Here is a 24,817-nt window from a genome sequence, read left to right as displayed (position 1 = left end):
GGCAGTCCATTGAACGAACATCACCCGCAACGCCCTGCGAAGGAACAGAGTTGGCTCGGGCCATCGGCCTCCGGCCGCATCGCGCTCGTGCCGCCTTTGTCTGCGGCGCGCTGGCTGCTGGTGCTCGTGGTCGCCGCCGGCATCTATTTCTTCCACGGCTTCCTGGTGCCGGTCCTGGCGGCGCTCGTCATCGGCTTTGCGAGCTGGCCGCTCTACAGCCGCCTGCGCAGTCGCATCGGCGGCTCCAACATCCTTGCGGCATCGCTCGCCATCCTGCTCATCGTCACGTTTCTCGTCGTGCCGATCATCATGGCCGTCAGCTATGCGGCCAACGAGATGCGCGAGTGGTTCTTTTGGGCGGTCGAGACCAACCGAACGGGCAGCCCGACGCCGGACTGGATGGCGGCGCTTCCTGCCGTCGGCGGCTGGATCGACGAGCAGTGGGTGCGCTATATCGGCCATCCCGGCGCGATCGGCGAACTTGTCCAGATCGTCTCCGGCGCCAATATCGGCAACATCTACCGGGCGGTGCTCGCGGCCGGCGGCGGTCTGTTCGAGCTGTTCCTCAACCTCCTCTTCATGCTGATCGCGCTGTTCTTCATCTACAAGGACGGCGAGCGCTTCGTCGGCCAGGTCGACAGGATCGGCGACCGTATTCTTCCCACGCGCTGGGGCCGCATCTCGCGCGTCGTACCGGCGACGATATCCTCCACCGTCACGGGCATGACGCTGATCGCCATCGGCGAAGGCATCGTGCTCGGCATCGCCTACTGGATCGCCGGCGCACCCTCGCCCGTTACGCTCGGTGTCATCACCGGCGTCATGGCGCTTATCCCCGGTGGCGCTCCGCTCTCGTTCAGCCTGGTCTCGATCTACCTGATCGCCTCCGGCTCGCCCATTGCAGGCATTGCGCTATGGATCTGGGGGTCGGTCGAGCTCTTCATCGTCGACAAGACGCTGCGTCCCAAGCTCGTCGGGGGCCCCATCAAGCTGCCTTTCCTTCCGACCTTCTTCGGCCTCATCGGCGGCGTGAAGACGATGGGCTTCGTCGGCCTCTTCATCGGCCCGGTGCTGATGGCGCTGCTGGTCGCCATCTGGCGCGAATGGGTGCGCGAACTGGAGCGGACGGAACCGGTCGCCGAGGCCGTGCCGCCGGATTCCCCGCACACGACCCCGCCGGCTTCCACCCTGGGCTGATCAGTCGACGGCGTCCGCCGCCGCGCTCGATGCCGCGCGGTGGAAGAAAAACGCCCCGACGAGGGGGAAAACCAGCGCCATCATCAGCGCATAGCGCAGCGATTCGCCGTTGGCTTCGCCAAATCCGTGCGCGATCAGCGTATCGCTGATGAGGCCGACCAGCGCCGGCGCAAGGCCATAGGCGATGAGCGACGATACAAGGACGGCCAGCGCAACCATCGTCCCGCGCAGCGACGCATCCGCGACGACCATGATGCAGGCGAGCGACGGACCAAGACTGGTTCCAGCGGCAAGGAAGGCGAAGAACAGGATCGTGTAGGCCGCCGACGCGCTGCCGACGAGATAGAATGCAGCAAGGAGCGGCACCGAGACCGCGGTCGCGATCGCTGGCCACCAGAACTCCCAGAGCCGGTTGCGCCTGCGCAGGGCGGTGACGATCAGGCCGCCGGCGAGCGTTCCGATGACAAGGCCGACGCCGAGGCTTGCGCCGCCATACGTGCCAACCTCGGCAACGCTCGCGCCGTGCGCGCGCTGCAGGAAGGCAGGCACCCAGTTGGCGACGCCCACGGTGACGAGAACGAGCGGTGTCCCGATCAGGAGGTTGCGCGCCGTGCGCATGCCTAGAAGATGCCGGATCGCTTGCGCCCAGGGAACCTGTGTCGACATCACCTTGTCGAAGGCGCCCCGTTTCGGCTCGCGCCCCAGAAAGAAGACCAGCGGCGCGATGATAAGTCCGGGGATGGCGAAATACGCGAAAGTCATTCGCCAGCCATAGGCCTCGGCGAGATGACCACCCGCGACAAGGCCGATGAACGTGCCGAGCGTACCGACGCCCGCAAAGACCGAAAGCGCAAGCGCCCGGCGCTCGGGAGGAAAATAGTCCGCAATGATCGATTGCCCGCACGGCGCACAGCCCGCCACCCCGACGCCGACCAAGGCGCGCGCGGCGAACATCTGTCCGAAACCCGCGGCCGACCCGCATAGCGCCGACGCGGTACTCCAGACGGCGAGCGCCCCTGAAATCAGCTTCACGCGATTGCGCGTATCGGCAAGGCGCCCCATCACCAGCCCGCACGCCCCGTAAAGCACTGCGAAGGCAACGCCGCTGATGATCCCCATCTGTGAATCAGACAGGGCAAGATCAACCTTGATCGCCTCGAGCATGACCGAGAACAGCACCCGGTCCATGAAGTTCATGAGGTTGATGATTGCGAGTACGGCGAGCATCGCGTAGGCGACGTTGAGCCGATGCGGGCGTGCCGTTCCCGAACGCTGAGGGAGGTGAGCGGAAACCATTGCCATGTCGTCTCTCCATCCAGCGCCCCAGCTGGCATGAGCAGTCGTGCCGCTTTTTCGCGAGCGGACATCGAACGCAGCAAGCCAGCGATGCCTTAAGGAACACTGAACTGCAGGCGACAGATGCGAAAACGGCGGACTTTCGCCCGCGGTGGTCAATTTCGCGTTAAGGAAGACTTGATGTCAGACTGCGTCCTGCAGCGTCGAAAGCTGAGCGATGAGTTGCTCGGCCTTGGACCGCTGGTCGTCGTCCTTGGCATCGTCGAGGTCCTCCCGCGCGTCCTTGATGCGCTGGGCAATGTCGTCCTTGTTGACATCCGCCACCGCAATCGCGGATTCGGCGAGCAGCGTGCAGCCTTCCGGCAGGATGTCGGCGAAACCGCCGAACACGACATAGCGATCCTCGCGGCCGCCACCCAATTGGACGCGCACGACGCCCGGCTTGATGGTCGTCATCAAGGGCGCATGGTTGGCCATGACGGTCAGTTCACCCTCAGTGCCGGGGATGACGACAGCCTCGACCTCTTCGGAGACGAGCAGACGCTCCGGCGAGACGAGTTCGAACTTGAAGCGGTCAGCCATGGTAACTCACGGAAAGGATGCGGAAAGTGGGAGGCGCGCCGTCGCGACGCGCCCCGGACCTGCGATCAGGCAGCTTCGGCGGCGAGCTTCTTGCCCTTTTCGACGGCTTCCTCGATGGAGCCGACCATGTAGAAGGCGGCTTCCGGGAGGTAGTCGTATTCCCCGGCGACGAGGCCCTTGAAGCTCTTGATGGTGTCGGCAAGGTCGACCAGCTTGCCCGGCGCGCCGGTGAAGACTTCGGCGACGAAGAAGGGCTGCGACAGGAAGCGCTCGATCTTGCGGGCGCGGGCGACGGTCAGCTTGTCCTCTTCGGAAAGCTCGTCCATGCCCAGGATCGCGATGATGTCCTGAAGCGACTTGTAGCGCTGCAGCGTCTGCTGCACCGAACGGGCGACCTCATAGTGCTCTTCGCCGACAATCTGCGGGTCGAGCATGCGCGAGGTCGAGTCCAGCGGATCGACGGCCGGGTAGATGCCCTTCTCGGCGATCGAGCGGTTCAGCGTCGTCGTCGCGTCAAGGTGCGCGAACGAGGTCGCCGGCGCCGGGTCGGTCAAGTCGTCGGCCGGCACGTAGATGGCTTGAACCGAGGTGATCGAACCCTTGGTCGTCGTCGTGATGCGTTCCTGCAGGGCGCCCATGTCGGTCGCAAGCGTCGGCTGGTAGCCCACGGCCGAAGGAATGCGACCGAGAAGCGCCGAAACTTCCGAACCCGCCTGCGTGAAGCGGAAGATGTTGTCGACGAAGAACAGGACGTCCTGGCCCTGGTCACGGAAATACTCGGCGACGGTGAGGCCGGTCAGGCCGACGCGGGCGCGGGCGCCGGGCGGCTCGTTCATCTGGCCGTAAACAAGCGCGGCCTTGGAGCCTTCGCCGCCGCCCTTCTTGTTGACGCCCGATTCGATGAACTCGTGATAGAGGTCGTTGCCCTCGCGGGTACGCTCGCCGACGCCGGCGAACACCGAGTAACCGCCATGCGCCTTGGCGACGTTGTTGATCAGTTCCTGGATGAGAACCGTCTTGCCGACGCCGGCGCCGCCGAACAGGCCGATCTTGCCGCCCTTGGCGTAGGGCGCGAGAAGGTCGATCACCTTGATGCCGGTGACGAGGATTTCGGACTCGGTGGACTGTTCGATATAGGCCGGTGCGGCGGCATGGATCGGCCGGGTCTCGGAGGCGCCGAGCGGGCCTTCCTCGTCGATCGCCTCGCCGATCACGTTGATGATGCGCCCGAGCATTTCCGGTCCGACCGGCACCGAGATCGGCGCTCCGGTATCCGTGACCGACTGACCGCGAACGAGACCTTCGGTCGAGTCCATCGCGATGGTGCGGACGGTGTTCTCGCCAAGGTGCTGCGCAACTTCGAGAACCAGGCGCTGACCATTGTTGTCGGTCTCGAGCGCGTTCAGGATCGCCGGCAGGTGATCGTCGAAGGCAACGTCGACGACGGCGCCGATGACCTGGCGGACCGTACCGGTCGCGCCCGATGCGGCAGGCGTGGCCGCCGTAGTGTTGGTAGCTGCTTTAGCCATCGTAGTGAGCCTCTTTCTTCACGGCGCCTGAAAGGCGCCCGGTCGATTACAGCGCTTCCGCGCCGGAAATGATTTCGATCAGTTCCTTGGTGATCTGCGCCTGGCGCTGACGGTTATACGTGATCGAAAGCTTGTTGATCATGTCGCCGGCGTTGCGCGTGGCGTTGTCCATCGCGGTCATCTTGGCGCCCATCTCGCCGGCAGCGTTCTCGAGCAGCGCCCGGAAGATCTGCACCGAGATGTTGCGCGGGATGAGGTCGCCGAGGATTTCGCTCGCATCTGGCTCGTACTCGTACACCGCGTTGCCGCCGGCCTGGTCGGCCGAAGCTTCGGGCGCCACCGGAGCCGAAGCCGGGATGATCTGCTGCGCGGTCGGAATCTGGCTGATCACCGACTTGAACTGCGAGTAGAACAGTGTCGCGACGTCGAACTCGCCCTGATTGAAGAGATGGATGACCTTGCGCGCGATCTGGTCGGCATTCGCGAAGCCGACCTGCTTCACGTCGCGCAGTTCGATGCGCTCGATGATCAGGTTGGCATAGTCGCGGCGAAGGATGTCGTAGCCCTTCTTGCCGACGGTGATGATCTTGACCGTCTTGCCTTCGGAGAGAAGCCGGCGGACATGCTCGCGGGCAAGGCGGGCGATCTGGCTGTTGAAGCCGCCGCAAAGCCCGCGTTCGGCGGTCGCGACGACGAGCAGATGCACGTCATCCTTGCCGGTGCCCGCCATCAGCGTCGGCGCATCCGCGCTGTCGACCGCAGCCGAGATGTTCGCCAGAACCGTCGCCATGCGCTCCGAGTAGGGGCGTGCGGCCTCGGCGGCCTCTTGGGCGCGACGCAGCTTCGCCGCGGCGACCATCTGCATCGCCTTGGTGATTTTCTGCGTCGCCTTGACCGAGGCGATGCGGTTACGAAGGTCTTTCAGTGAAGCCATGCGGCAATCTCTGCTTTCTCGTCAAAGGCCTCAGGCGAACGACTTGGCGAACTTGTCGATTTCCGCCTTGAGCTTGCCGCGCAGGTCGTCGGACAGCGCCTTCTCCTTGCGGATCTGGTCGAGCACGTCCTTGCCTTCCGAGCGCATGTGCGACAGCAGGCCCTGTTCGAACTTGCCGACATCGCCGAGCGCGATCTTGTCGAGGTAGCCCTGGACGCCGGCGAAGATCACCGCAACCTGCTCTTCCGTCTTCAGCGGCGAGAACTGCGGCTGCTTCAGGAGTTCGGTCAGGCGTGCGCCGCGGTTGAGGAGGCGCTGCGTGGAGGCGTCGAGATCCGAGCCGAACTGCGCGAACGCGGCCATCTCGCGATACTGGGCGAGCTCGCCCTTGATCGAGCCGGCCACCTGCTTCATCGCCTTGATCTGCGCTGCCGAGCCGACGCGTGACACCGACAGGCCGACGTTCACGGCCGGACGGATGCCCTGGAAGAAGAGGTTGGTCTCGAGGAAGATCTGGCCGTCGGTGATCGAGATCACGTTGGTCGGGATGTAGGCGGACACGTCGTTCGCCTGCGTCTCGATGACCGGCAGCGCGGTCAGCGAACCGGCGCCGAGTTCGTCGTTCATCTTCGCCGCGCGCTCGAGCAGGCGTGAGTGCAGGTAGAAGACGTCGCCCGGATAGGCTTCGCGGCCGGGCGGACGGCGCAGCAGCAGCGACATCTGGCGGTAGGCGACGGCCTGCTTGGACAGATCGTCATAGGCGATCAGCGCATGCTTGCCGTTGTCGCGGAAATACTCGGCCATGGTGCAGCCGGCGAACGGCGCCAGATACTGCATCGGCGCCGGGTCAGACGCGGTTGCTGCGACGATGATCGAGTATTCGAGCGCGCCGCGCTCTTCCAGAACCTTGACGAGCTGGGCGACGGTCGAGCGCTTCTGGCCGATGGCGACGTAGACGCAGTAGAGCTTCTGGCTCTCGTCGTCGCCCTGGTTCAGCGGCTTCTGGTTGAGGATGGTGTCGAGGATGATGGCGGTCTTGCCGGTCTGGCGATCGCCGATGATCAGCTCGCGCTGGCCGCGGCCGACCGGGATCAGGGCGTCGATGGCCTTGAGGCCGGTCGACATCGGCTCGTGAACCGACTTGCGCGGAATGATGCCGGGCGCCTTGACGTCGACGCGCTTGCGCTCGATGCCCTCGATCGGGCCCTTGCCGTCGATCGGGTTGCCGAGCGCGTCGACGACGCGGCCGAGCAGTCCCGGGCCGACCGGAACGTCCACGATCGCGCCGGTGCGCTTGACGGTGTCGCCTTCCTTGATGTCGCGGTCGTTGCCGAAGATGACGACGCCGACATTGTCGGCTTCGAGGTTCAGCGCCATGCCGCGGATGCCGCCCGGGAACTCGACCATCTCGCCCGCCTGGACGTTGTCGAGACCGTAGACGCGCGCGATGCCGTCGCCGACGGAGAGAACCTGACCGACCTCGGAGACCTCGGCCTCACGGCCGAAATTCTTGATCTGGTCCTTGAGAATTGCGGAAATTTCCGCGGCGCGGATGTCCATCAGCCGACCTCTTTCAGTGCAAGCTTGAGCGAATTGAGTTTAGTCTTGAGCGACGTGTCGATCTGGCGCGAGCCCATCTTGACGACGAGACCGCCGAGGATCGATGGGTCGACCGTGAGATTGACGGTCACGTCCTTGCCGGCAACGCTCTTGAGCGCCGCCTTGAGTTCATTTTCCTGCGCTGCGGAAAGCGCGTGCGCCGAAATCACGTCGGCCGAAACCTCGCCGCGCGCCTCGGCCGCGATCTGGCGGAAGGCGCGGATCATGCCAAGCACGGCGAAAAGCCGACGGTTCTGCGCGACGACGCGCAGGAAATTGCCGACGAGGCCCTTGATGCCGGCCTTGTCCAGGATCACCGAGATCGCGCGAAGCTGGTCTTCGGCGGAGAAGACCGGGCTCGAGACGAGGCGCTTCAGGTCGTCGCTCTCTTCGAGCATGGCGGCGAAACGGCCGAGCTCTTTCTCGGTTTCGGCAATGGAGTTCTCTTCCTTCGCCAGTTCGAACAGCGAGCGCGCGTAGCGCTGCGAGACACCTGAGATCATCGAGCCGGATTGTGCCACGAGGTGTATTTTCTCTTCATCTGGAAGGCAGCGAATTCGCACGCCGGGACGAATCACCGGCTAAATCCCCGACCTCGTTGAAAATTTCCCCGGAACGAGCGAGCGAGCCGCCTCCCCCGGTCAAAAGTCGATTGCCGTCTAGCACACGCTTTCGGGACTCGCAACACGCCTTTCCCGGCGGTTTTTGGCCGTTTTGTCGCAGTTCCGGAAGATCAGCCCACGAAGCCGAGAGCGAAGGCCAGCGGCAGTCCGGCAAGTACGATCTCGATTGCGAGGACGAACCAGTTATACGCCGTGTTCCCTCGGTCGGAGAGCATCGAAACGATCCGCCCGAACGCCGTCAGCGCCCAGGAGGCGCCGAGCGTCAGATATAGAAGCGGCTGGGCAAGGAGAATACAGCAAAGCCCTACGCCAAGATAAAATCCCGACATCGTCGCGCGCGATTCCGCCAGTGCCTCTGGATGGTTCGGCGCCGTCTGCAACCGCAGCGCCTTCAGCGACAGCCGCGGCGCGAACAGTGTGACCAGTCCGAAAAGCACGGTAATGGCCGCAGACGTCCACGCCAACCACTCCCCCTGCGAATACGGCCACGGAAATGCGAGTTCCATTTGTGAATTCCCCTCGAGATTGTGGACATCCGCTTACGCGGGCGGCGGGCGATCTGTCTACAGAAAGCTCTGCGGGTCGATGTCGACATTGACCCGCACCGACCCCCGCTCCTTCGGCCCGGCGCTCAGCATCGCCCGGATGTATCCTTGAATGTCCGCCTTGCGCTCGGCATGGACGAGCAGGCGGAAGCGGTGACGGCCGGCGACGAGCGAGAGCGGCGCTTCGGCCGGACCGAGAACCATGATCTCGTTCGAGCGAGCGGCGGCCTGCCGCAGCCCGCGCGCATGACCTTCGGCCTCGGCGCGGGTCGCGGCGCTGACGATCACGCCGGCCAGCCGACCGAAGGGTGGCAGACGTCCGCGCTCGCGCTCGGCGACTTCACGGTCGTAGAAGGCCTCCGCATCGCCGGAAACGAGCGCGCGCATCACCGGATGATCCGGCTGATAGGTCTGCAAAAGGCCGACGCTCTTCTTGCCGGTCCGCCCCGCCCGGCCCGTCACCTGGCTGAGAAGCTGGAAGGTGCGCTCGGCCGCGCGCGGGTCGCCATTCGCGAGGCCGAGATCCGCATCCACCACGCCGACCAGCGTCATATTCGGAAAATTATGCCCCTTGGCGACGAGCTGCGTGCCGATCACGATGTCGGCCTCGCCCTTTGCGATGGCTTCGAGTTCGAGCCGCAACCGCTTCACGCCGCCCAACATGTCGGAGGAGAGGACGATGACGCGTTGGTCGGGAAAATGCGAGACGATCTCCTCGGCGATCCGCTCCACGCCCGGCCCGCACGGCACGAGATGGTCGAGCGTCCCGCAGGACGGGCAGGCTTCCGGCCTCGGCTCCGAGTGCCCGCAATGATGGCACATCAGTTGCCCGCGAAAGCGGTGCTCCACCAGCCAGCTCGAGCAGGACGGGCACTGGAAGCGATGCCCGCAGACCCGGCAGAGCGTTAGCGGCGCGTAGCCGCGCCGGTTCAGGAAGAACAGCGCCTGTTCGCCGCGCTCCACGGTCGCGCGCGCCGCCGAGACAAGCACCGGCGAGATGAACCCCCCGCGTGCCGGCGGGTGACGGCGCATGTCGATCGCCCGGATGTCGGGCAGCGCAGCTTCCGCATAGCGCCCCGACAGGATCTCGCGCGCATAGCGCCCCTGCCCGGCATTGACGCGGCTTTCGACCGACGGCGTCGCCGAGGCGAGCACGACCGGAAACTGCCCGATATGGCCGCGCACGACCGCCATGTCGCGCGCATTGTAGAAGACGCGGTCTTCCTGCTTGTAGGCGGGGTCGTGCTCCTCGTCGACGACGATCAGCCCGAGTTCCTTGAAGGGCAGGAACAGCGCCGAGCGCGCCCCGGCGACGACGCGCACGCGTCCCTCGGCCACCTGCCGCCAGACACGCTCGCGCGTCCGCGGCGCAAGGTCCGAATGCCACTCCGCCGGCTTGGCGCCGAACCGATCCTGGAAGCGCTCCAGGAACGCCGCCGTCAGCGCGATCTCCGGCACCAGTACGAGCACTTGCCGGCCCGCCCGCACCGCCTCCGCGATCGCCTCGAAATAGACCTCCGTCTTGCCCGAGCCCGTCACGCCGTCGATCAGCGTGGTCGAAAACCCGCCGCCCGCGACCTTCTCGCGCAGATGCTGCGCAGCCTCGGCCTGCTCGGGCATGAGTTCTGCTTGCGCGTAATCCGGATCAGGTGCGGCGACCACCGGCCGCGGCGCGATCAGCGCATCCTCGAAAACGCCCTGCGCCTTCAGCCCGTCGACCACCGTCAGCGATGTTCCGGCCGCGCGCGCCAGGCCCGAGCGCGTCCAGGCGAGTCCGTCCGACGCCATTTCGAGAACGCGCCTGCGTGCGTCGGTCATCCGGTCGGGTTCAGTGCCCGACAACACCAGCCCGTCGATCATCGGTTCGGGATCGAAGGCCGCGGGCGCGCGCAGGAGCATCCGCGCCACCATGCCGGGCGGCGACAGCGTGTAGCTCGCCACCCAATCGACGAAGCGGCGCAGCTGCCCGCCGATGGGCGGACAGTCGAAGACGTGGTCGATCGGCCGCAGCTTGCTTGGGTCGACTGAGCCTCCGTCGCCGTCCCACACGACGCCCGCCACCAGCCGTGGCCCGAGCGGCACGCGCACGATCGAGCCTGGCACCACACTCATTCCGTCCGGCACGGCATAGGAATAGGCCCGCTCGGCCGGCATCGGCACGAGAACGGGTACGACCTGGCTTGGCGGGAATAGCGTCGGCGAATCTTGGCTCATCGGACGTGACCTTGCCCCGATCTTGCGCTAGTGCAAGTCCCAACCGCCGACCGGCCGACTTCCAGTCCGCCGCCTGCGCCCGGAGCCTGAAGGAGACACACATGAAATTCTTCGTCGATACGGCCGACGTCGCCGAAATCCGCGAACTCAACGAATACGGCCTGCTCGATGGCGTGACGACCAACCCGTCACTGATCCTGAAGTCCGGCCGCGACATCAAGGAAGTCACCAAGGAAATCTGCGACATCGTTGACGGCCCGGTGTCGGCCGAGGTTGCCGCGACCGAATACGCCGAGATGATGCGCGAGGCCGACGTTCTGTCGAAGATCGCCGACAACATCTGCATCAAGCTGCCGCTGACGCTCGATGGTCTCAAGGCCTGCAAGGCGATCACCGGCGATGGCCGCCTCGTCAACGTCACGCTGTGCTTCGCGGCCAATCAGGCGCTGCTGGCCGCCAAGGCAGGCGCGACGTTCATTTCGCCCTTCATCGGCCGCATCGACGACATGGGCATCGACGGCATGGAGCTGATTTCCGAGATCCGCACCATCTACGACAATTACGATTTCAAGACCGAAATCCTCGCCGCCTCGATCCGCACGGTGAACCACGTCAAGCTCGCCGCGCTGATCGGCGCCGACGTCGCGACCGTGCCGCCGGCAACGCTCAAGGCGCTGGTCAAACATCCGCTCACCGACAAGGGCCTCGAGACCTTCCTGGCAGATTGGGCAAAGACCGGCCAGAAGATCGGCTGATCTGTTCAAGTCCGCGAAAAGAAAACCCCGCTTCGAGCGGGGTTTTTTAATCTAACGCCGGAACTCGGCGCCCGGATCGCGGGCCAGGTCCTCGACCGTGTGCTTTTGCAGGAGCGCCGCCACTTCGGCCCCATCTCCCTGCAGGAGATCCGGCGCAATCGGCTTGCCCACGGTGATCTCGAATGGCCGGTTCTTCTTGTTCAGGAGTTCGTGGAAGACGGTCATGTCGCGCATTTCAGTCGAGTACTTCGACAGGAAATAGAACAGCCCCGAATTGCGCGCGGTGATATGCGCGGGGACAACGGGTACGTTGTAGCGCCGCGCGAGCGCAACAAAGGAAGGCTGCCACGGACGCTCCGTCAGTTTGTTCTTGTTCCAATAGGCGATGCGGCCCGACGGGAAGAGAACCACAGCCCGCCCGTTGGAAAATGCCTTGGCGGTCATTTCCAGCGTATCGCGGCTCTTCGAATGGCTCTTCTCCCCCTGCCGCCATTCGACCGGGATGATGAGGTCGCGGAAACCTGCCGCAACGCGCAACGCGTCCCGGTTGGCGAAGATCGAAAGGTCGGTGCGCACCGGCTTCATCAGGTCGTAGACGGCAACGCCGTCGGCAATCCCCGTCGGATGGCTCGGAGCCAGCACGAAGCCCCCCGTCTTCGGGATGTTATCCAGCCCCGTCACCGTCACGTCGAGTGCGAGCAGCTTCGACAGGTAATCAAACGCCTCGACGCCGGAAAGGGGTGCGATGTCGTTGGCCATCGACACGGCGAGATCGTAGTCGAAATAGCGATAGATCAGCGGTCGCAGCACCGGCCACGCCGGATTGCGAGACAGATGCGTCGCGCGCTCGGCGATGAGCTGGTCGACAACATGGTCGCGCGCTTTCCCGGCAGGCATCAGGTAACTGATGATCGATGTGAGACTGTACGGCGCCTGCCGAAGATTCATTCTGCGTACTCCGTCACGCGCCTTCATCGCTGAACGGGATGACGCGGCCATGACATTCTTGCAAGAATGTCTTTGGTAACAAAAAGTTCCTGAATATTAGCTAACGTGTAGATAGCCGGGAAATATCTGCTGCAATCGCAAGTCGAACGAGTTCCGCCGCTTCCCGCGCTGCCCTGTTCTGTGCATCTCGGCTGGCGCGCAACGCCGCGAATTGCTGCCGCGAAACGTCATAGGGTGCCTGTGCCGAGCGCGCACCGGAACCGACCTGCGTACCATTGGCGTCGATCAGCGTATAGCGCGCAGTGACCGTAACCAGTGAAGCGGTCGGCTCCTCGTCGCGACCGACCTGCACCGAGGCGGCCGCGGCATCTGCCGCAGAGACGCCAAGCTGCGCCGTGTAGCGAGCCGCGGACGGCTCGCCCACGCCGCCGGACAACAGGAAGATCAGATGGTTGCGCACCTCTTGGCTGACGCGGTCGCTGACCGGCGCCACCGCGACTGAGGCAAGCTCGGCACTCATCGGCGCTCCGCCCGCGGTCGTCCCGCCCGTGCCGTAAAGCGGCTGCACCGTGCAGCCGGCCACAGCCGCGAGCGAGAACGCCAGGCCGATCCCCATCAGCCGCAGCCGGCCTTGATCAAACAACGACATTCACGATCCTCTGCGGCACGACGATGATCTTGCGCGGCGCCTTGCCTTCGAGCGCCCGTTGCACGGCGTCGAGCGCGAGCGCCGCCGCTTCGACGGCAGATTGGTCCGCGTCGCGCGCGATTGTCAAATCGCCGCGCTTCTTGCCGTTGACCTGCACGGGCAGCGTGATTTCGTCGTCGACGGTCAGGCTCGGGTCGAACTTCGGCCAGGCCTGATTCGCGATCAGCCCTTCGCCGCCCAGCGCCGCCCAGCACTCCTCTGCCAGGTGCGGCATCATGGGCGCCACCATCACGAGCAGCTTGTCGAAGGCGTCGCGCAGTGCGGCCTTGTCGGCATCGCTCGCGGTGCCCAGCGCCTGCACGCGCGGCGCCAGCGCATTGACCAGCTCGTAAAGCCGCGCGACCGCCTTGTTGAAGCCGAGACGTTCGATATCCGTGCCGACCGCCTTCACCGTCTTGTGCGCGAGCTTGGAGATGGACACCGCCTCCCCGTCTCGCGCCGGTTCGCCCGGAACGCCTTTCAGCGTCTCCGAAGCTTCCGACACGAGGCGCCACACGCGCTGCACGAAGCGATGCGCGCCTTCAACGCCCGCTTCCGTCCAGATCACGTCGCGGTCAGGCGGGGAATCCGACAGCATGAACCAGCGCGCGGTATCCGCGCCATAGGAGGCGATGATGTCGTCCGGGTCGACCACGTTCTTCTTCGACTTCGACATCTTCTCGATCGAGCCGATGGTGATGTCCTCGCCGGTCGCGATCAGGCTGGCCCGCCGCTTTCCATCGACTTCTTCCAGCTTCACTTCGGCCGGCGTCACCCAGCCCTTCGCGCCACGGTAGGTCTCGTGGACGACCATGCCCTGCGTGAACAGGCCCTCGAACGGTTCCTCGACGCTGTTCAGATGCCCCGTCGCTTTCATCGCCCGGGCGAAGAAGCGGGAATAGAGAAGGTGCAGGATCGCGTGCTCGATGCCGCCGATATACTGGTTGACCGGCAGCCAGCCATTCGGCCCATCGACATGGGCGAGATCGGTCGGTCGCTCAGTGTTCCACGGGTCGGTGAAGCGCGCGAAATACCAGGAGGAATCGACGAACGTGTCCATCGTGTCGGTATCGCGACGGGCGTCCTTGCCGCAATTCGGGCAGGCGACATGCTTCCAGGTGGGATGATGGTCGAGCGGGTTGCCCGGCTTGTCGAACGACACCTCGTCGGGCAGCCGCACCGGCAATTGCTCAGCCGGCACCGGCACCGCGCCGCAATCGTCGCAATGGATGACCGGGATCGGGCAACCCCAGTAGCGCTGGCGCGAGATCAGCCAGTCGCGCAGGCGGAACTGCACCTTGCGCTGCGCCTGCGGGCGATTGCCAATCGTCGTCGCTTCCAGCCGTGAAGCGACCTCCTCGAACGCCTCCTTCGGCGTCATGCCGTCAAGGAAGCGTGAATTGATCATCACCCCGTCCTCGACATAGGCCTCGTCTATGATCTGGAACGTCGCCGCGTCGCCATCCTTCGGCATCACCACCGGCACGACCGGCAGGTCGTACTTGTTGGCGAAGTCGAGGTCGCGCTGGTCGCCCGACGGGCAGCCGAAGACCGCGCCGGTGCCGTAATCCATCAGCACGAAGTTGGCGACATGGACCGGCAGCGTCCAGCTCTCATCGAACGGGTGAACGACGCGGATACCGGTATCGAAGCCTTTCTTCTCGGCGGTCTCGATCTCGGCCGCGGACGTGCCGCCGCGCTTGATCTCCTCGATGAAGGCCGCCAGCGCCGGATTGTCCTTGGCCGCCTTCTTGGCCAGCGGATGGTCGGCCGCGATCGCCATGAAGGATGCGCCGAAGATCGTGTCGGGCCGCGTCGTATAGACTTCCAGCTCGCTCTCGCCCTGGGGGGCCGTCGCTGGGTCCAGCTTCCAGCGAAGCTGCAGGCCTTCCGATCGCCCGATCCAGTTCGACTGCATCAGCTTGACCTTCTCGGGCCAGCGATCGAGCGTTTCGAGCCCGTCGAGCAGGTCCTGCGCCATCGACGTGATCTTGAAGAACCACTGCGTCAGGTCGCGCTGTTCGACCAGCGCGCCGGAGCGCCAGCCGCGCCCGTCGATCACCTGCTCGTTGGCGAGCACGGTCATGTCCTCGGGGTCCCAGTTGACCTTGGCGTTGCGGCGCTCGACGAGCCCGGCCTGCCAGAAGTCGAGGAACATCTTCTGCTGGTGCTTGTAGTAGCTCGGATCGCAGGTCGCGAATTCGCGCGCCCAGTCGAGCGACAGGCCCATCGTCTTCAGTTGGCCCTTCATCGTCTCGATGTTGGCATAGGTCCAGTCGCGCGGACTGACCTTGTTGTCGCGCGCGGCGTTCTCGGCCGGCAGGCCGAACGCGTCCCAGCCCATCGGGTGCAGCACGTTGTATCCGGCCGCCCGTTTGTAGCGCGCGACCACGTCGCCCATCGCATAGTTGCGCACATGGCCCATATGGATGCGCCCCGAAGGATAGGGGAACATCTCCAGGACGTAGTATTTCTCGCGGAGGTCGTCGTTCGGGGTCGCGAAGAGCTTGGCCTCGTCCCACGCCTTCTGCCATTTCGGTTCGCTTGCGCGCGGATTGTATCGTTCGGTTGCCATGACCGCTTTTTTGCTTAAGTGGGACTGAAAAATCGTGCCGGACCTTCACCATGGTTTGGCACAAGCGTCAACACTCGCGGGGATGGCCGGACGAATGACGGATGCGGTGGAACGACGGGAAGAAGTGCGGGCGAAAATCGCGCGGGCAACGCTCGACGCAGGCCGCGGGGATTCGGTCACGCTCGTCGCCGTGTCGAAGACCTTCGAGGCCGACGCGATCCGTCCCGTCCTCGACGCCGGCCAGCGCGTCTTCGGCGAGAACCGCGTGCAGGAGGCGCAAGGAAAATGGCCCGCCCTGCGCGAAGCCTTTCCCGATCTCGAGCTCCATCTGATCGGCCCGCTGCAATCCAACAAGGCGAAGGAAGCCGTCGCCCTGTTCGATGTCATCGAAACGGTCGACCGCGAGAAGATCGCTGCCGAACTGACGAAGGAAGTCGAGCGGCAGGGCAAGCGCCCCCGCCTCTATGTCCAGGTCAATACCGGTCTTGAAGACCAGAAGGCCGGCATCGACCCGCGCGATACCGTCGCCTTCGTCGCGCGCTGCCGCGAAATCCACGGCCTGCCCATCGAAGGCCTGATGGCGATCCCGCCCTTTGACGAAAACCCCGGCCCGCACTTCGCCCTCCTCGAAAAGCTTGCAAGAGAAGCGGGCGTCGAAAAGCTCTCCATGGGCATGTCCGGCGACTACGAGACCGCAATCCAGTTCGGCGCCACCTCGGTGCGCGTCGGCTCGGCGATATTCGGGAGCCGCTAGCGCCTAGTGAACCACCAGTTCCCCGCTCACGTTTCGCCATTCGTTCGGTGAGATGAGCCTTTTGTGCGTATAGCTCACCGAATGAAGCGGCCCGTCGAGCTTTTCGCGCCAGAAGTCGAGAAAGCGCACCAGCTCGGGAAATTTCGGCGCCAGATCATAGTGTTGCCAGATGAATGTCTGCAGCAGGCCGGGATGATCAGGCATCCGGTAAAGGATCTGCGCCGTCGTCATTCCATAGCCCTGGAGCATCAGCTCCATTTCACTTGCACGTTGCATGGCTCGCACCCCGCATTCGCTTATGAAGCATGAATATTGTGCGGTGCAATCCGTTAACCGTCTACTTCCAGAAGCGCCGATCAAGAGAATTTTATCTCGTTGAATCAGCGCCTTGGCAGCCTTCCTGACAAAGTGCTGCCAATGGCGCCATGCGGATCCCCGCAACATCCATCGTCTAATGTTGTGCCAGCGGCCCAAATGCTAATAATGCCCGCATCTTGAGCGGCCGTGCCGTATTGAATCCGACCGGGAGGAACTGAATGTCCGAGGTGAAAGTCCATCGCGTCAAGCCGGAATGGAAAAAGCGCGCCCTGATCGACAGGGACACCTACGAGAAGTGGTACAAGGATTCGATCAAGAATCCCGAGAAGTTCTGGGACAGGCACGGCAAGCGGATCGACTGGTTCAGACCCTATACCAAGGTCAAGAACACCTCTTTCGACGGCAAGGTCTCGATCAAGTGGTATGAGGACGGCCGTACCAACGTCTCCTACAACTGCATCGACCGCCACCTGGAAAAGCGCGGCGATCAGGTTGCCATCATCTGGGAAGGCGACAACCCGTATGACGACAAGAAGATCACATACAACGAGCTCTACGAACATGTCTGCCGGCTCGCCAATGTCCTGAAGGCGCGCGGCGTCAAGAAGGGCGACCGCGTCACCATCTACATGCCGATGATCCCCGAGGCCGCCTATGCGATGCTCGCCTGTGGGCGCATCGGCGCGATCCATTCTGTCGTCTTCGGCGGCTTTTCGCCCGACGCGCTCGCCGGCCGCATCGTCGACTGCGAATCGACCTTCGTCATCACGGCGGACGAGGGCCTGCGCGGCGGCAAGACGATCCCGCTCAAGGAGAACACCGACAAGGCAATCGACATCGCGGCCGAGAACCACGTGATGGTCAAGAACGTGCTGGTCGTTCGCCGTACCGGCGGCAAGGTCGGCTGGGCCGAGGGCCGCGACCTCTGGTACCACGACGAGGTGCGCACTGCTAAGCCGGACTGCAAGCCGGAAAAGATGAAGGCCGAGGACCCGCTCTTCATCCTTTACACCTCCGGCTCGACGGGAAAGCCGAAAGGCGTCCTCCACACCACCGGCGGCTATCTCGTCTATGCCTCGATGACGCATGAATACGTCTTCGACTACCACGAGGGGGACGTCTACTGGTGCACCGCCGATGTGGGCTGGGTCACCGGCCACTCCTACATCGTCTACGGCCCGCTCGCGAACGGCGCGACGACGCTGATGTTCGAAGGCGTGCCGAACTATCCCGACGCCGGCCGCCTCTGGGATGTCGTCGACAAGCACCAGGTCAACATCTTCTACACCGCCCCCACCGCCATCCGCGCCCTGATGGGCGCGGGCGACGATCACGTGAAGCGCTCCTCGCGCAAGTCGCTGCGCCTGCTCGGCTCGGTCGGCGAGCCGATCAATCCGGAAGCCTGGGAATGGTACTACAACGTCGTCGGCGAGAAGCGCTCGCCCATCGTCGACACCTGGTGGCAGACCGAGACGGGCGGCATTTTGATCACGCCGCTCCCCGGCGCCATCGATCTGAAGGCCGGCTCGGCGACCAAGCCCTTCTTCGGCATCCAGCCCCAGCTCGTCGATAATGAAGGCGCGGTCATCGAGGGCGCGGCCGACGGCAATCTGTGCATCACCGATTCCTGGCCCGGCCAGATGCGCACGGTCTATGGCGACCACGAGCGCTTCGTTCAGACCTACTTCTCGACCTACAAGGGCAAATACTTCACCGGCGACGGCTGCCGGCGCGACGAGGACGGCTATTACTGGATCACCGGCCGCGTCGACGATGTCCTCAACGTCTCCGGCCACCGCATGGGAACGGCCGAGGTCGAATCCGCACTCGTCAGCCACGACAAGGTTTCGGAGGCCGCCGTCGTCGGCTATCCGCACGATCTCAAGGGCCAGGGCATCTATTGCTACGTCACGCTGATGGCCGGCGAGGAGGGCAGCGAGGATCTGAAGAAGGAACTCGTCGCCCATGTCCGCAAGGAGATCGGCCCGATCGCCTCGCCCGACAAGATCCAGTTCGCGCCTGGCCTGCCGAAGACCCGCTCCGGCAAGATCATGCGCCGCATCCTGCGCAAGATCGCCGAGGACGATTTCGGCGCGCTCGGCGACACCTCGACGCTGGCGGAACCCGCCGTCGTCGACGACCTGGTTTCGAACCGCCAGAACAAGAAGAAGTAGCAATCATTCGCCGCCTTGTCCGAGGCGGCGGTCATCCGCGCGAAGTGAGGTCTGACGAGATTCGGCCTTGGGTGCGCCGAAAACGGCAGGCTTCGAGAACCGGAGCGGAGCGTACTTAGGTACGTGAGCTCCGGAAGCGCAGGAGACTGCCGTTTGCAGGCCACTCAGGGTCGAATATCGCAGAACTCAGTGCCGGAAATGACGCATCCCGGTGAACACCATGGCGATGCCATGCGCGTTGGCCGCCGCGATCACCTCGTCGTCGCGCATCGAGCCGCCCGGCTGGATGACCGCCGTCGCACCCGCCTCGATCGCCGCGATCAGCCCGTCGGCGAACGGGAAGAACGCATCCGACGCCACAACCGAGCCCTTGGTCTTCGGCTCCGCCCAGCCGGCCGCCTCCGCCGCATCCAGCGCCTTGCGCACCGCAATGCGCGAGGAATCGACCCGGCTCATCTGCCCCGCGCCGATGCCGACCGTCGCGCCGTCCCGCGCATAGACGATGGCGTTCGACTTCACATGTTTGGCGACCATGAAGGCAAAGCGCAGATCGGCCATCTCCGCCGCTGACGGCGCTCGGCTTGTCACCACTTTCAGGTCGAGATCGTCGACGACGCCATTGTCCCTGCCCTGCACAAGCATCCCGCCCGCGACCGACTTGAACGCCAGCCCCGCCGCGCGCGGATCGGGCAGCCCGCCCGTCACCAGCAGGCGCAGATTCTTCTTCGCCGCGACCAGCGCCACCGCCTCTTCGGAGGCTTCCGGCGCGATGATGACTTCGGTGAACGTCTTGACGATCTCCTCGGCGGCGTCGGCGTCGAGCAGTCCGTTCAACGCGACGATGCCGCCGAAGGCGGAGACCGGATCGCATTCGAGCGCCTTCAGATACGCGTCCTTCAGTGTACCCCCAGTGCCGACCCCGCACGGATTGGCGTGCTTGATGATCGCGACCGCCGCGCCCGCCTCCGGCGCGAACTCGCCGACGAGTTCGAAAGCCGCATCGGTGTCGTTGATGTTGTTGTAGGAAAGCTGCTTGCCCTGCAGCTGCCGCGCCGTCGCGACGCCCGGCCGCCCGTCTCCATTGACGTAGAAGGCCGCCTTCTGGTGCGGGTTCTCGCCATAGCGCATCTCTGCCTGCAGCCGCCCGCCAAACGCGCGCGCGGCCGGCGCGTCGAGCGCCAGCGCCTCGGCGAACCAGCCCGAGATCGCCGCATCGTAGGAAGCCGTGCGCGCATAGGCCTTCGCCGCCAATTCCTGCCGGAAGCGATATTCCGTCTCGCCCCCATTTTCCTTCAGCGTCTCGACGAGCCGGCCATAGTCGGCAGGGTCGGTGACGATCGCCACATAGGCGTGGTTCTTGGCCGAGGCGCGCACCATGGCCGGCCCGCCTATGTCGATGTTCTCCACCGTCGCCGCATAGTCGCCGCCCGCGCGCCGTACCTCCTCGAAGGGGTAGAGATTGATGACCGCAAGGTCGATCGGACCGATGCCGTGCGCTTCCATCGCTTCCCTGTGTTCGGCGTCGTCGCGCATGGCCAGCAGCCCACCATGGACGGACGGATGCAGCGTCTTGACGCGCCCGTCCATGATCTCGGGAAAGCCGGTCAGATCGGAAACGTCCTTGACCGACAGCCCCGCTTCGGCGATCGCCTTCGCCGTCCCGCCCGTGGAGACGAGTTCGATACCGAGCGCGGAGAGCTGGCGCGCCAGGTCGACCAGGCCGGTCTTGTCGGAGACGGAAAGAAGCGCGCGTGAAACGCGCACGCGGTCGGGTGCGGGAATGTTCTTCGACGCGACGGCCATGATGGGTGTCCTTCGGGAAAGCGGGAGGTGCGCACCGCCTACCCACACCGGCCCTCAGAATCAACCGCCGAGCGTCAGGAAGACATCTTTTCCACGCGAGTGAAACGCCAGGCGACTTCCGGCAGCACGGAGGGGTCGATCTCGACGACGAGCTGGCGCGAGCGTCGGGGACCGCCGATCGAGGCGAAGAACATGGATTCTTCGACCACCGGCGCCACGCCCTCCACGTCCACGGTCCAGATATCCGTCTCGTTCCCCTTGAGAACGAGCTGCCCCCGCTCGTTGCGGAAGACACCGATATCGGGATGGAGATGGAAGCGGATCTGCACCGTCATGCCCGGCCCGGGCCGGGCGAGACCGTTACGGTCGTTGAAGAACCTGTCGGTCCCCTCGAAGATGTCCCCGCCCGCCGCCAGCAGCAGTTCGCGTTCGTGGACGATCCCGAAGCGCTGGACATAGCCGTCATGGCTGGCCGAAACCCCCTGGATGCCTGGACTGTCGAAGCGCTTGGCGCGCACCTTGCGGATCGGCCCGATCAGCGGCGAGCCGACCATGGCGCGCAGCCGGCTCGGCAGGTTGAAGCGCGCCGAAGACGTCTCGTTGACGGTCGCGGTCGAATGCGCCGCCGTGGAGCGTGACAGGAGTCGGAAGTCCTCCGCGCCAAAGCTGTCGACGCCGCAATTGACGATGAAATGGTGCCGCCCCGACGACATCTCGAACGAGAGGCAACCCGCCTGCGCCTCGTGGCTCACGTCGGGCGCGGGCGGTGCGCCGGTATCTGCGATGATCGTCGTGCCACCCATCGACAGCCGGTCGTAGCCGCCATGCGAGGCGTGCAGGATCGGCGCGCCGCCGGTGTCGTCGTGGTGGAGGATCGCCGCCACGCGGTCGTGGCTCGTCGCGCCCATGCCGTTGAAACGCGCCAGAACCCCGTCCTGATGGCGGAAGAAGCGCAGGGCCGGCAGCATCCTCTCGATGGCGTTGATCAACGCGTCCGGCGGTGCCTCGGCCTGGTTGAAATAGGTCTGGCGCAGCGGCAGCAGGTCGGCCAGAAGCTCGAGCACGGCGCCGGGATTGCGCGAGATGTGGACGCCATCGGGCAGGATCTGCCGGTCGAGTTCGAGTGCCAACGCCCTGGACGCCGCGTGAAGCCGTGCCGGCGAGGACGGCAGCGAGAGCGTTGCGAAAGCGATGGCGATGCGTGCGCGCAGGCGCTCCTCGCCGTCCGGCATCTCGCCGGCGACCGCGCGCAAATAGCGCATCTGCACGGCGAGCGATTTGAGGAACACGCGATAGAACTGGATGTCGGCGCCCGCCAGCACGATCGAGGAATGCTGCAGCCATGCGATCAGCCGCTTGGCGACGGTCGCCGGCGCCCAGGCCGGCCCGTTGATCCGCCGTCCATGGATCGCGATCCAGTCTGAAACGAGCGCGCGGGCATTGCCGGCGGCAAGATTGGTTTCCGCCGCGCGCATGTGGCGCAGCCACCGAAAGGCGTGCATCGCCTCGAGCCACGCTGCAGGCGCGCGCTCGGCACGGAAGGGCGACGTCCCGCCGGTCGCGATCACCGAGCCGGCGAGCGGAAAGCGGCCGCGATAGAATTCCTGCGCCAGCGCTCCGTCCGCCAACCGCAGGTCCGGCGGCGCGATCAAGATCCGCTGCGGCGTGCGGCCGGAAAAGCGCCAGCGATAAAGCGGGCCCGAACGCAGGCGCCGGCGCGCGCGGCGCCATGCCTCGCTCGCCACGAAACCCCACAATTGGGGATCGTAGTTCAACGCCATTGCCAAGACCCCGACCTCCTCATCGCCGCTCCGCGATGCAGCCCCCAAGGCATCACCTCCGGCGAAAAAATACGCGTCCGGGTAATTTGCGATGCTCGTAATCGAGGAATCATAGCTGATTCAAGAGTTTGTGCGAAGATCAAATGCGTTTCAAATTGGAACGCTTCATCCTTTGACCCGTAACCGCACCGTATAGAAACCATCGAGCCCGGCGCGCTTGTGTACGGCATCGGGCAGGCCGGCGGGCGTAGTGCGAACCGCGCCATCTGCATCGAGGAAACCGTCGACGAAAGGAAATTCCCCAGCCGCAAACGGCACGCGCTCCAGCGCCTTGTTTTCCGCAAGCGCCGTTGCGATCATCGCCTCGCCCTCTTCGGGTTCCAGCGAGCAGTTGCAAAAGAGGATCGTCCCGCCCGGCTTCACCAGCGTCGCGGCATGGTCGAGCATCCGCCGCTGGAGGGCGGCGAGCCGCGAAATATCGTCCGGCGTCTTCGTCCAGAGCACGTCGGGGTGCCGCCGGATCGTCCCGGTCGAGGAGCACGGCGCGTCGAGCAGCACGGCGTCATAAAGTTGGTCCGGCCGATGTTCGAAGAGGTCGGCAACGACGATTTCCACATCGAGCTTCAGCCGTTCCAGATTGCCGGCAAGGCGTTTCGCGCGGTTCGCCACCTTCTCGATCGCGGTCACATGCGCGCCGCTGAGCGCAAGCTGCGCCGTCTTGCCGCCTGGCGCCGCGCAGATGTCGGCAACCCGCTTTCCCTCGATATTTCCCATCAACCGCGCCGGCAAAGCCGCCGCCGCGTCCTGTACCCACCACTCGCCATCGCCAAAGCTGGGAAGCTCAGACACCGCACCATCGACGGAAGTCAGTCGCACCGAGCCGGTCGGCAGAACGAAGCCGCCGAGCTTGTGCGCCCACTCCTGCGGATTCGATTTCACCGTCAGGTCGATCGCCGCCTCGTGACGGTGCATGTCGAGGATCGCCCGCGCATGATCCTTGCCATAGGCAGCATCCAGGCGCTCGGCGAACCACTCCGGCGCTTCCACGGTCTTCGCCAGCACGGCCGGCAGCGCGCGCTCCTTGCGTCGCCCGATCTCGCGCAAAACGGCGTTGACGAGGTTGGCGAAGCGCCGCGTGCGCGGATCGAGTTTGGCGTGGGTCACGGCAAGGTCCACTGCCGCGCTGTCGGGAATGTCGAGGAACAGCAATTGCGCCGCTCCGACATGGAGGATGTGGTTGAGCGCCGCCGCGTTGGACGGCAGCTTCCGGTCGAGCCGCGCGTCGATCAGCGCCTGGATCGACATGCGATGTCTGAGTGCCGTCGTCAGGATCGCGCGCACCAGCCCCCGGTCGCGCGCATCGAGCGCACGATATTGCGGATGGCCGTGCTCGCCATCCGTCAGGCCGTCGAGCGGCGTTTTCGTGTCGATCACCGCGGAAAGCAGGCGAACGGCAACGCGCCGGGCGGCAAGCCCCGGCGTGTCGTCATGGATTTCGGCGGTTGGCGGCTGCCTGCGTGCGCTCTTCACTGCGCTCACGACCACGGACCCCGCGGACCCGAGGGTGTGTTGCCGCCCCACGGGCCACTGCGAGAGGGAGTCGCGCGTGCCTGCGGCGCGAACTCGCCCTGCATCTTCATGAGCGCGGCAATGCGGTTCTGAGTGTCGGGGTGGGTGGAGAATAGGTTGTCCATCTTCTCGCCGGAGAGCGGATTGATGATGAACATGTGCGCCGTGGCCGGGTTGCGCTCCGCATTGTCGTTGCGCAGCCGTCCGGCGGAGGCCGCGATCTTGTTCAGCGCGGAGGCCAGCGACTGCGGGCTGCCGCTGATTTCCGCGCCGCGCCGGTCGGCGGCGTATTCGCGGGTGCGGCTGATCGCCATCTGCACCATCATCGCCGCCAGCGGCGCCACGATCATCGCCACCAGAACGCCGATAAAGCCCAGCGGATTGTTGTTGTTGCCACGAAAGAAGAACGCGAAATTGGCCAGCATCGAGATCGCGCCGGCAATCGTCGCGGTGATCGTCATGGTCAGCGTGTCGCGGTTCTGAACATGCGCCAGTTCATGCGCCATCACGCCCGCCACCTCGTCGTAGGACAGCCGGTCGAGAAGCCCTGTCGTCGCCGCGACGGCGGCGTTTTGCGGATTGCGCCCTGTCGCGAACGCATTCGGCTGGTCCTCGCGGATGAGATAGACCTTCGGCATCGGAAGCTGAGCCCGCGCTGCCAGATCGCGCACCATGCCGTAATATTCGGGCGCCGAGCGCTCGTCGACCTCAACGGCATTGTGCATCCGCAAGACCATCTTGTCGGAGTTCCAATAGGAAAAGAGGTTCATTGCCGCTGCGACGAAGAAGGCGATCATCATGCCGCCCGACCCGCCGATCAGGTAGCCGACACCCATGAAGAGCGCCGTCATGAACGCCAGAAGCATGGCGGTGCGCATGATGTTCATCTCGTTGTCCTGTCCTCGTTTCGCGACGGTCGCAAAGCGCGTGAAT

20 protein-coding genes are annotated in these 24,817 nt (G+C 64.8%); 4 read left to right on the top strand and 16 right to left on the bottom strand.

The features are described from left to right. The first annotated feature begins 9 nt into the window (after positions 1-9). Entirely contained in the window at positions 10-1,197 is a 1,188-nt protein-coding gene (locus tag GTK01_RS08355) for an AI-2E family transporter (protein WP_252925421.1), read from the top strand. Here the strand turns inward: GTK01_RS08355 and GTK01_RS08350 are convergent, their stop codons facing one another. The 8 genes from GTK01_RS08350 to GTK01_RS08315 form a co-directional block, all read right to left on the bottom strand. Further along, positions 1,198-2,499, bottom strand: coding sequence for an MFS transporter (locus GTK01_RS08350; protein WP_252925420.1), 1,302 nt, complete (start codon positions 2,497-2,499; stop codon positions 1,198-1,200). Positions 2,500-2,676: 177 nt separating this feature from the next. Further along, positions 2,677-3,075, bottom strand: coding sequence for a F0F1 ATP synthase subunit epsilon (locus GTK01_RS08345; RefSeq protein WP_252925419.1), 399 nt, complete (start codon positions 3,073-3,075; stop codon positions 2,677-2,679). A gap of 65 nt (positions 3,076-3,140) precedes the next feature. Beyond that, positions 3,141-4,604 (bottom strand): F0F1 ATP synthase subunit beta, encoded by a 1,464-nt coding sequence (gene atpD / locus GTK01_RS08340; RefSeq protein WP_252925418.1) that lies wholly within the window; start codon positions 4,602-4,604, stop codon positions 3,141-3,143. A gap of 46 nt (positions 4,605-4,650) precedes the next feature. Then, entirely contained in the window at positions 4,651-5,538 is an 888-nt protein-coding gene (locus tag GTK01_RS08335) for a F0F1 ATP synthase subunit gamma (protein WP_252925417.1), read from the bottom strand. A gap of 30 nt (positions 5,539-5,568) precedes the next feature. Continuing rightward, complete coding sequence (gene atpA, locus GTK01_RS08330; protein WP_252925416.1) at positions 5,569-7,098, bottom strand: F0F1 ATP synthase subunit alpha; 1,530 nt, start codon at positions 7,096-7,098, stop codon at positions 5,569-5,571. Then, entirely contained in the window at positions 7,098-7,640 is a 543-nt protein-coding gene (locus GTK01_RS08325; RefSeq protein ID WP_256483789.1) for a F0F1 ATP synthase subunit delta, read from the bottom strand. The genes atpA and GTK01_RS08325 overlap by 1 nt, the downstream gene beginning before the upstream one ends. Before the next feature lie 230 nt (positions 7,641-7,870). Next, a complete protein-coding gene (locus GTK01_RS08320; RefSeq protein WP_252925414.1) occupies positions 7,871-8,266 on the bottom strand; it encodes a DUF4345 family protein in 396 nt (131 codons plus the stop codon). A gap of 57 nt (positions 8,267-8,323) precedes the next feature. Continuing rightward, positions 8,324-10,519: a primosomal protein N' gene (locus tag GTK01_RS08315; protein ID WP_252925413.1), complete on the bottom strand. Its 2,196-nt coding sequence runs from the start codon at positions 10,517-10,519 to the stop codon at positions 8,324-8,326. A 101-nt stretch (positions 10,520-10,620) separates the two neighbouring features. Between GTK01_RS08315 and fsa the strand changes: the two genes are divergently transcribed. Further along, positions 10,621-11,274 carry a fructose-6-phosphate aldolase gene (gene fsa / locus GTK01_RS08310; RefSeq protein WP_252925412.1) on the top strand — a complete coding sequence of 218 codons (654 nt, stop codon included), beginning with the start codon at positions 10,621-10,623 and terminating at the stop codon, positions 11,272-11,274. 51 nt (positions 11,275-11,325) lie between these two features. Here fsa and GTK01_RS08305 read toward each other — a convergent pair whose 3' ends face one another. The 3 genes from GTK01_RS08305 to leuS form a co-directional block, all read right to left on the bottom strand. Continuing rightward, positions 11,326-12,222 carry a 1-acyl-sn-glycerol-3-phosphate acyltransferase gene (locus GTK01_RS08305; protein ID WP_252925411.1) on the bottom strand — a complete coding sequence of 299 codons (897 nt, stop codon included), beginning with the start codon at positions 12,220-12,222 and terminating at the stop codon, positions 11,326-11,328. 100 nt (positions 12,223-12,322) lie between these two features. Further along, entirely contained in the window at positions 12,323-12,871 is a 549-nt protein-coding gene (gene lptE / locus GTK01_RS08300) for an LPS assembly lipoprotein LptE (RefSeq protein ID WP_252925410.1), read from the bottom strand. After that, a complete protein-coding gene (leuS, locus tag GTK01_RS08295) occupies positions 12,858-15,485 on the bottom strand; it encodes a leucine--tRNA ligase (RefSeq protein WP_252925409.1) in 2,628 nt (875 codons plus the stop codon). The genes lptE and leuS overlap by 14 nt, the downstream gene beginning before the upstream one ends. A 94-nt stretch (positions 15,486-15,579) precedes the next feature. On the opposite strand from leuS, the gene GTK01_RS08290 reads away from it, so the two are divergent. Next, entirely contained in the window at positions 15,580-16,239 is a 660-nt protein-coding gene (locus tag GTK01_RS08290; protein ID WP_252925408.1) for a YggS family pyridoxal phosphate-dependent enzyme, read from the top strand. Between the two features lie 3 nt (positions 16,240-16,242). Here GTK01_RS08290 and GTK01_RS08285 read toward each other — a convergent pair whose 3' ends face one another. Next, a complete protein-coding gene (locus tag GTK01_RS08285; protein ID WP_252925407.1) occupies positions 16,243-16,515 on the bottom strand; it encodes an usg protein in 273 nt (90 codons plus the stop codon). 260 nt (positions 16,516-16,775) lie between these two features. Here GTK01_RS08285 and acs point away from each other — a divergent pair, with 260 nt between their 5' ends. Then, entirely contained in the window at positions 16,776-18,731 is a 1,956-nt protein-coding gene (gene acs / locus GTK01_RS08280) for an acetate--CoA ligase (RefSeq protein WP_252925406.1), read from the top strand. A gap of 186 nt (positions 18,732-18,917) precedes the next feature. Here acs and purH read toward each other — a convergent pair whose 3' ends face one another. From purH to htpX, 4 genes are all read right to left on the bottom strand, one after another. Further along, a complete protein-coding gene (gene purH / locus GTK01_RS08275) occupies positions 18,918-20,534 on the bottom strand; it encodes a bifunctional phosphoribosylaminoimidazolecarboxamide formyltransferase/IMP cyclohydrolase (RefSeq protein WP_252925405.1) in 1,617 nt (538 codons plus the stop codon). 74 nt (positions 20,535-20,608) lie between these two features. Then, positions 20,609-22,315 carry a heparinase II/III family protein gene (locus GTK01_RS08270; RefSeq protein WP_252925613.1) on the bottom strand — a complete coding sequence of 569 codons (1,707 nt, stop codon included), beginning with the start codon at positions 22,313-22,315 and terminating at the stop codon, positions 20,609-20,611. 165 nt (positions 22,316-22,480) lie between these two features. Then, positions 22,481-23,860 (bottom strand): RsmB/NOP family class I SAM-dependent RNA methyltransferase, encoded by a 1,380-nt coding sequence (locus GTK01_RS08265; RefSeq protein ID WP_371924300.1) that lies wholly within the window; start codon positions 23,858-23,860, stop codon positions 22,481-22,483. Further along, a complete protein-coding gene (gene htpX, locus GTK01_RS08260) occupies positions 23,851-24,771 on the bottom strand; it encodes a zinc metalloprotease HtpX (RefSeq protein ID WP_252925404.1) in 921 nt (306 codons plus the stop codon). Before htpX ends, GTK01_RS08265 begins: the two co-directional genes overlap by 10 nt. Positions 24,772-24,817 lie beyond the last annotated feature (46 nt).

The sequence above is a fragment of the Aliihoeflea sp. 40Bstr573 genome (assembly GCF_024105655.1).
In the GTDB taxonomy this organism is placed as follows: Bacteria; Pseudomonadota; Alphaproteobacteria; order Rhizobiales; family Rhizobiaceae; genus Aliihoeflea.
Note: the sequence above shows the minus strand (reverse complement) of the source record. Positions and strands in the feature narration are given on the sequence as shown.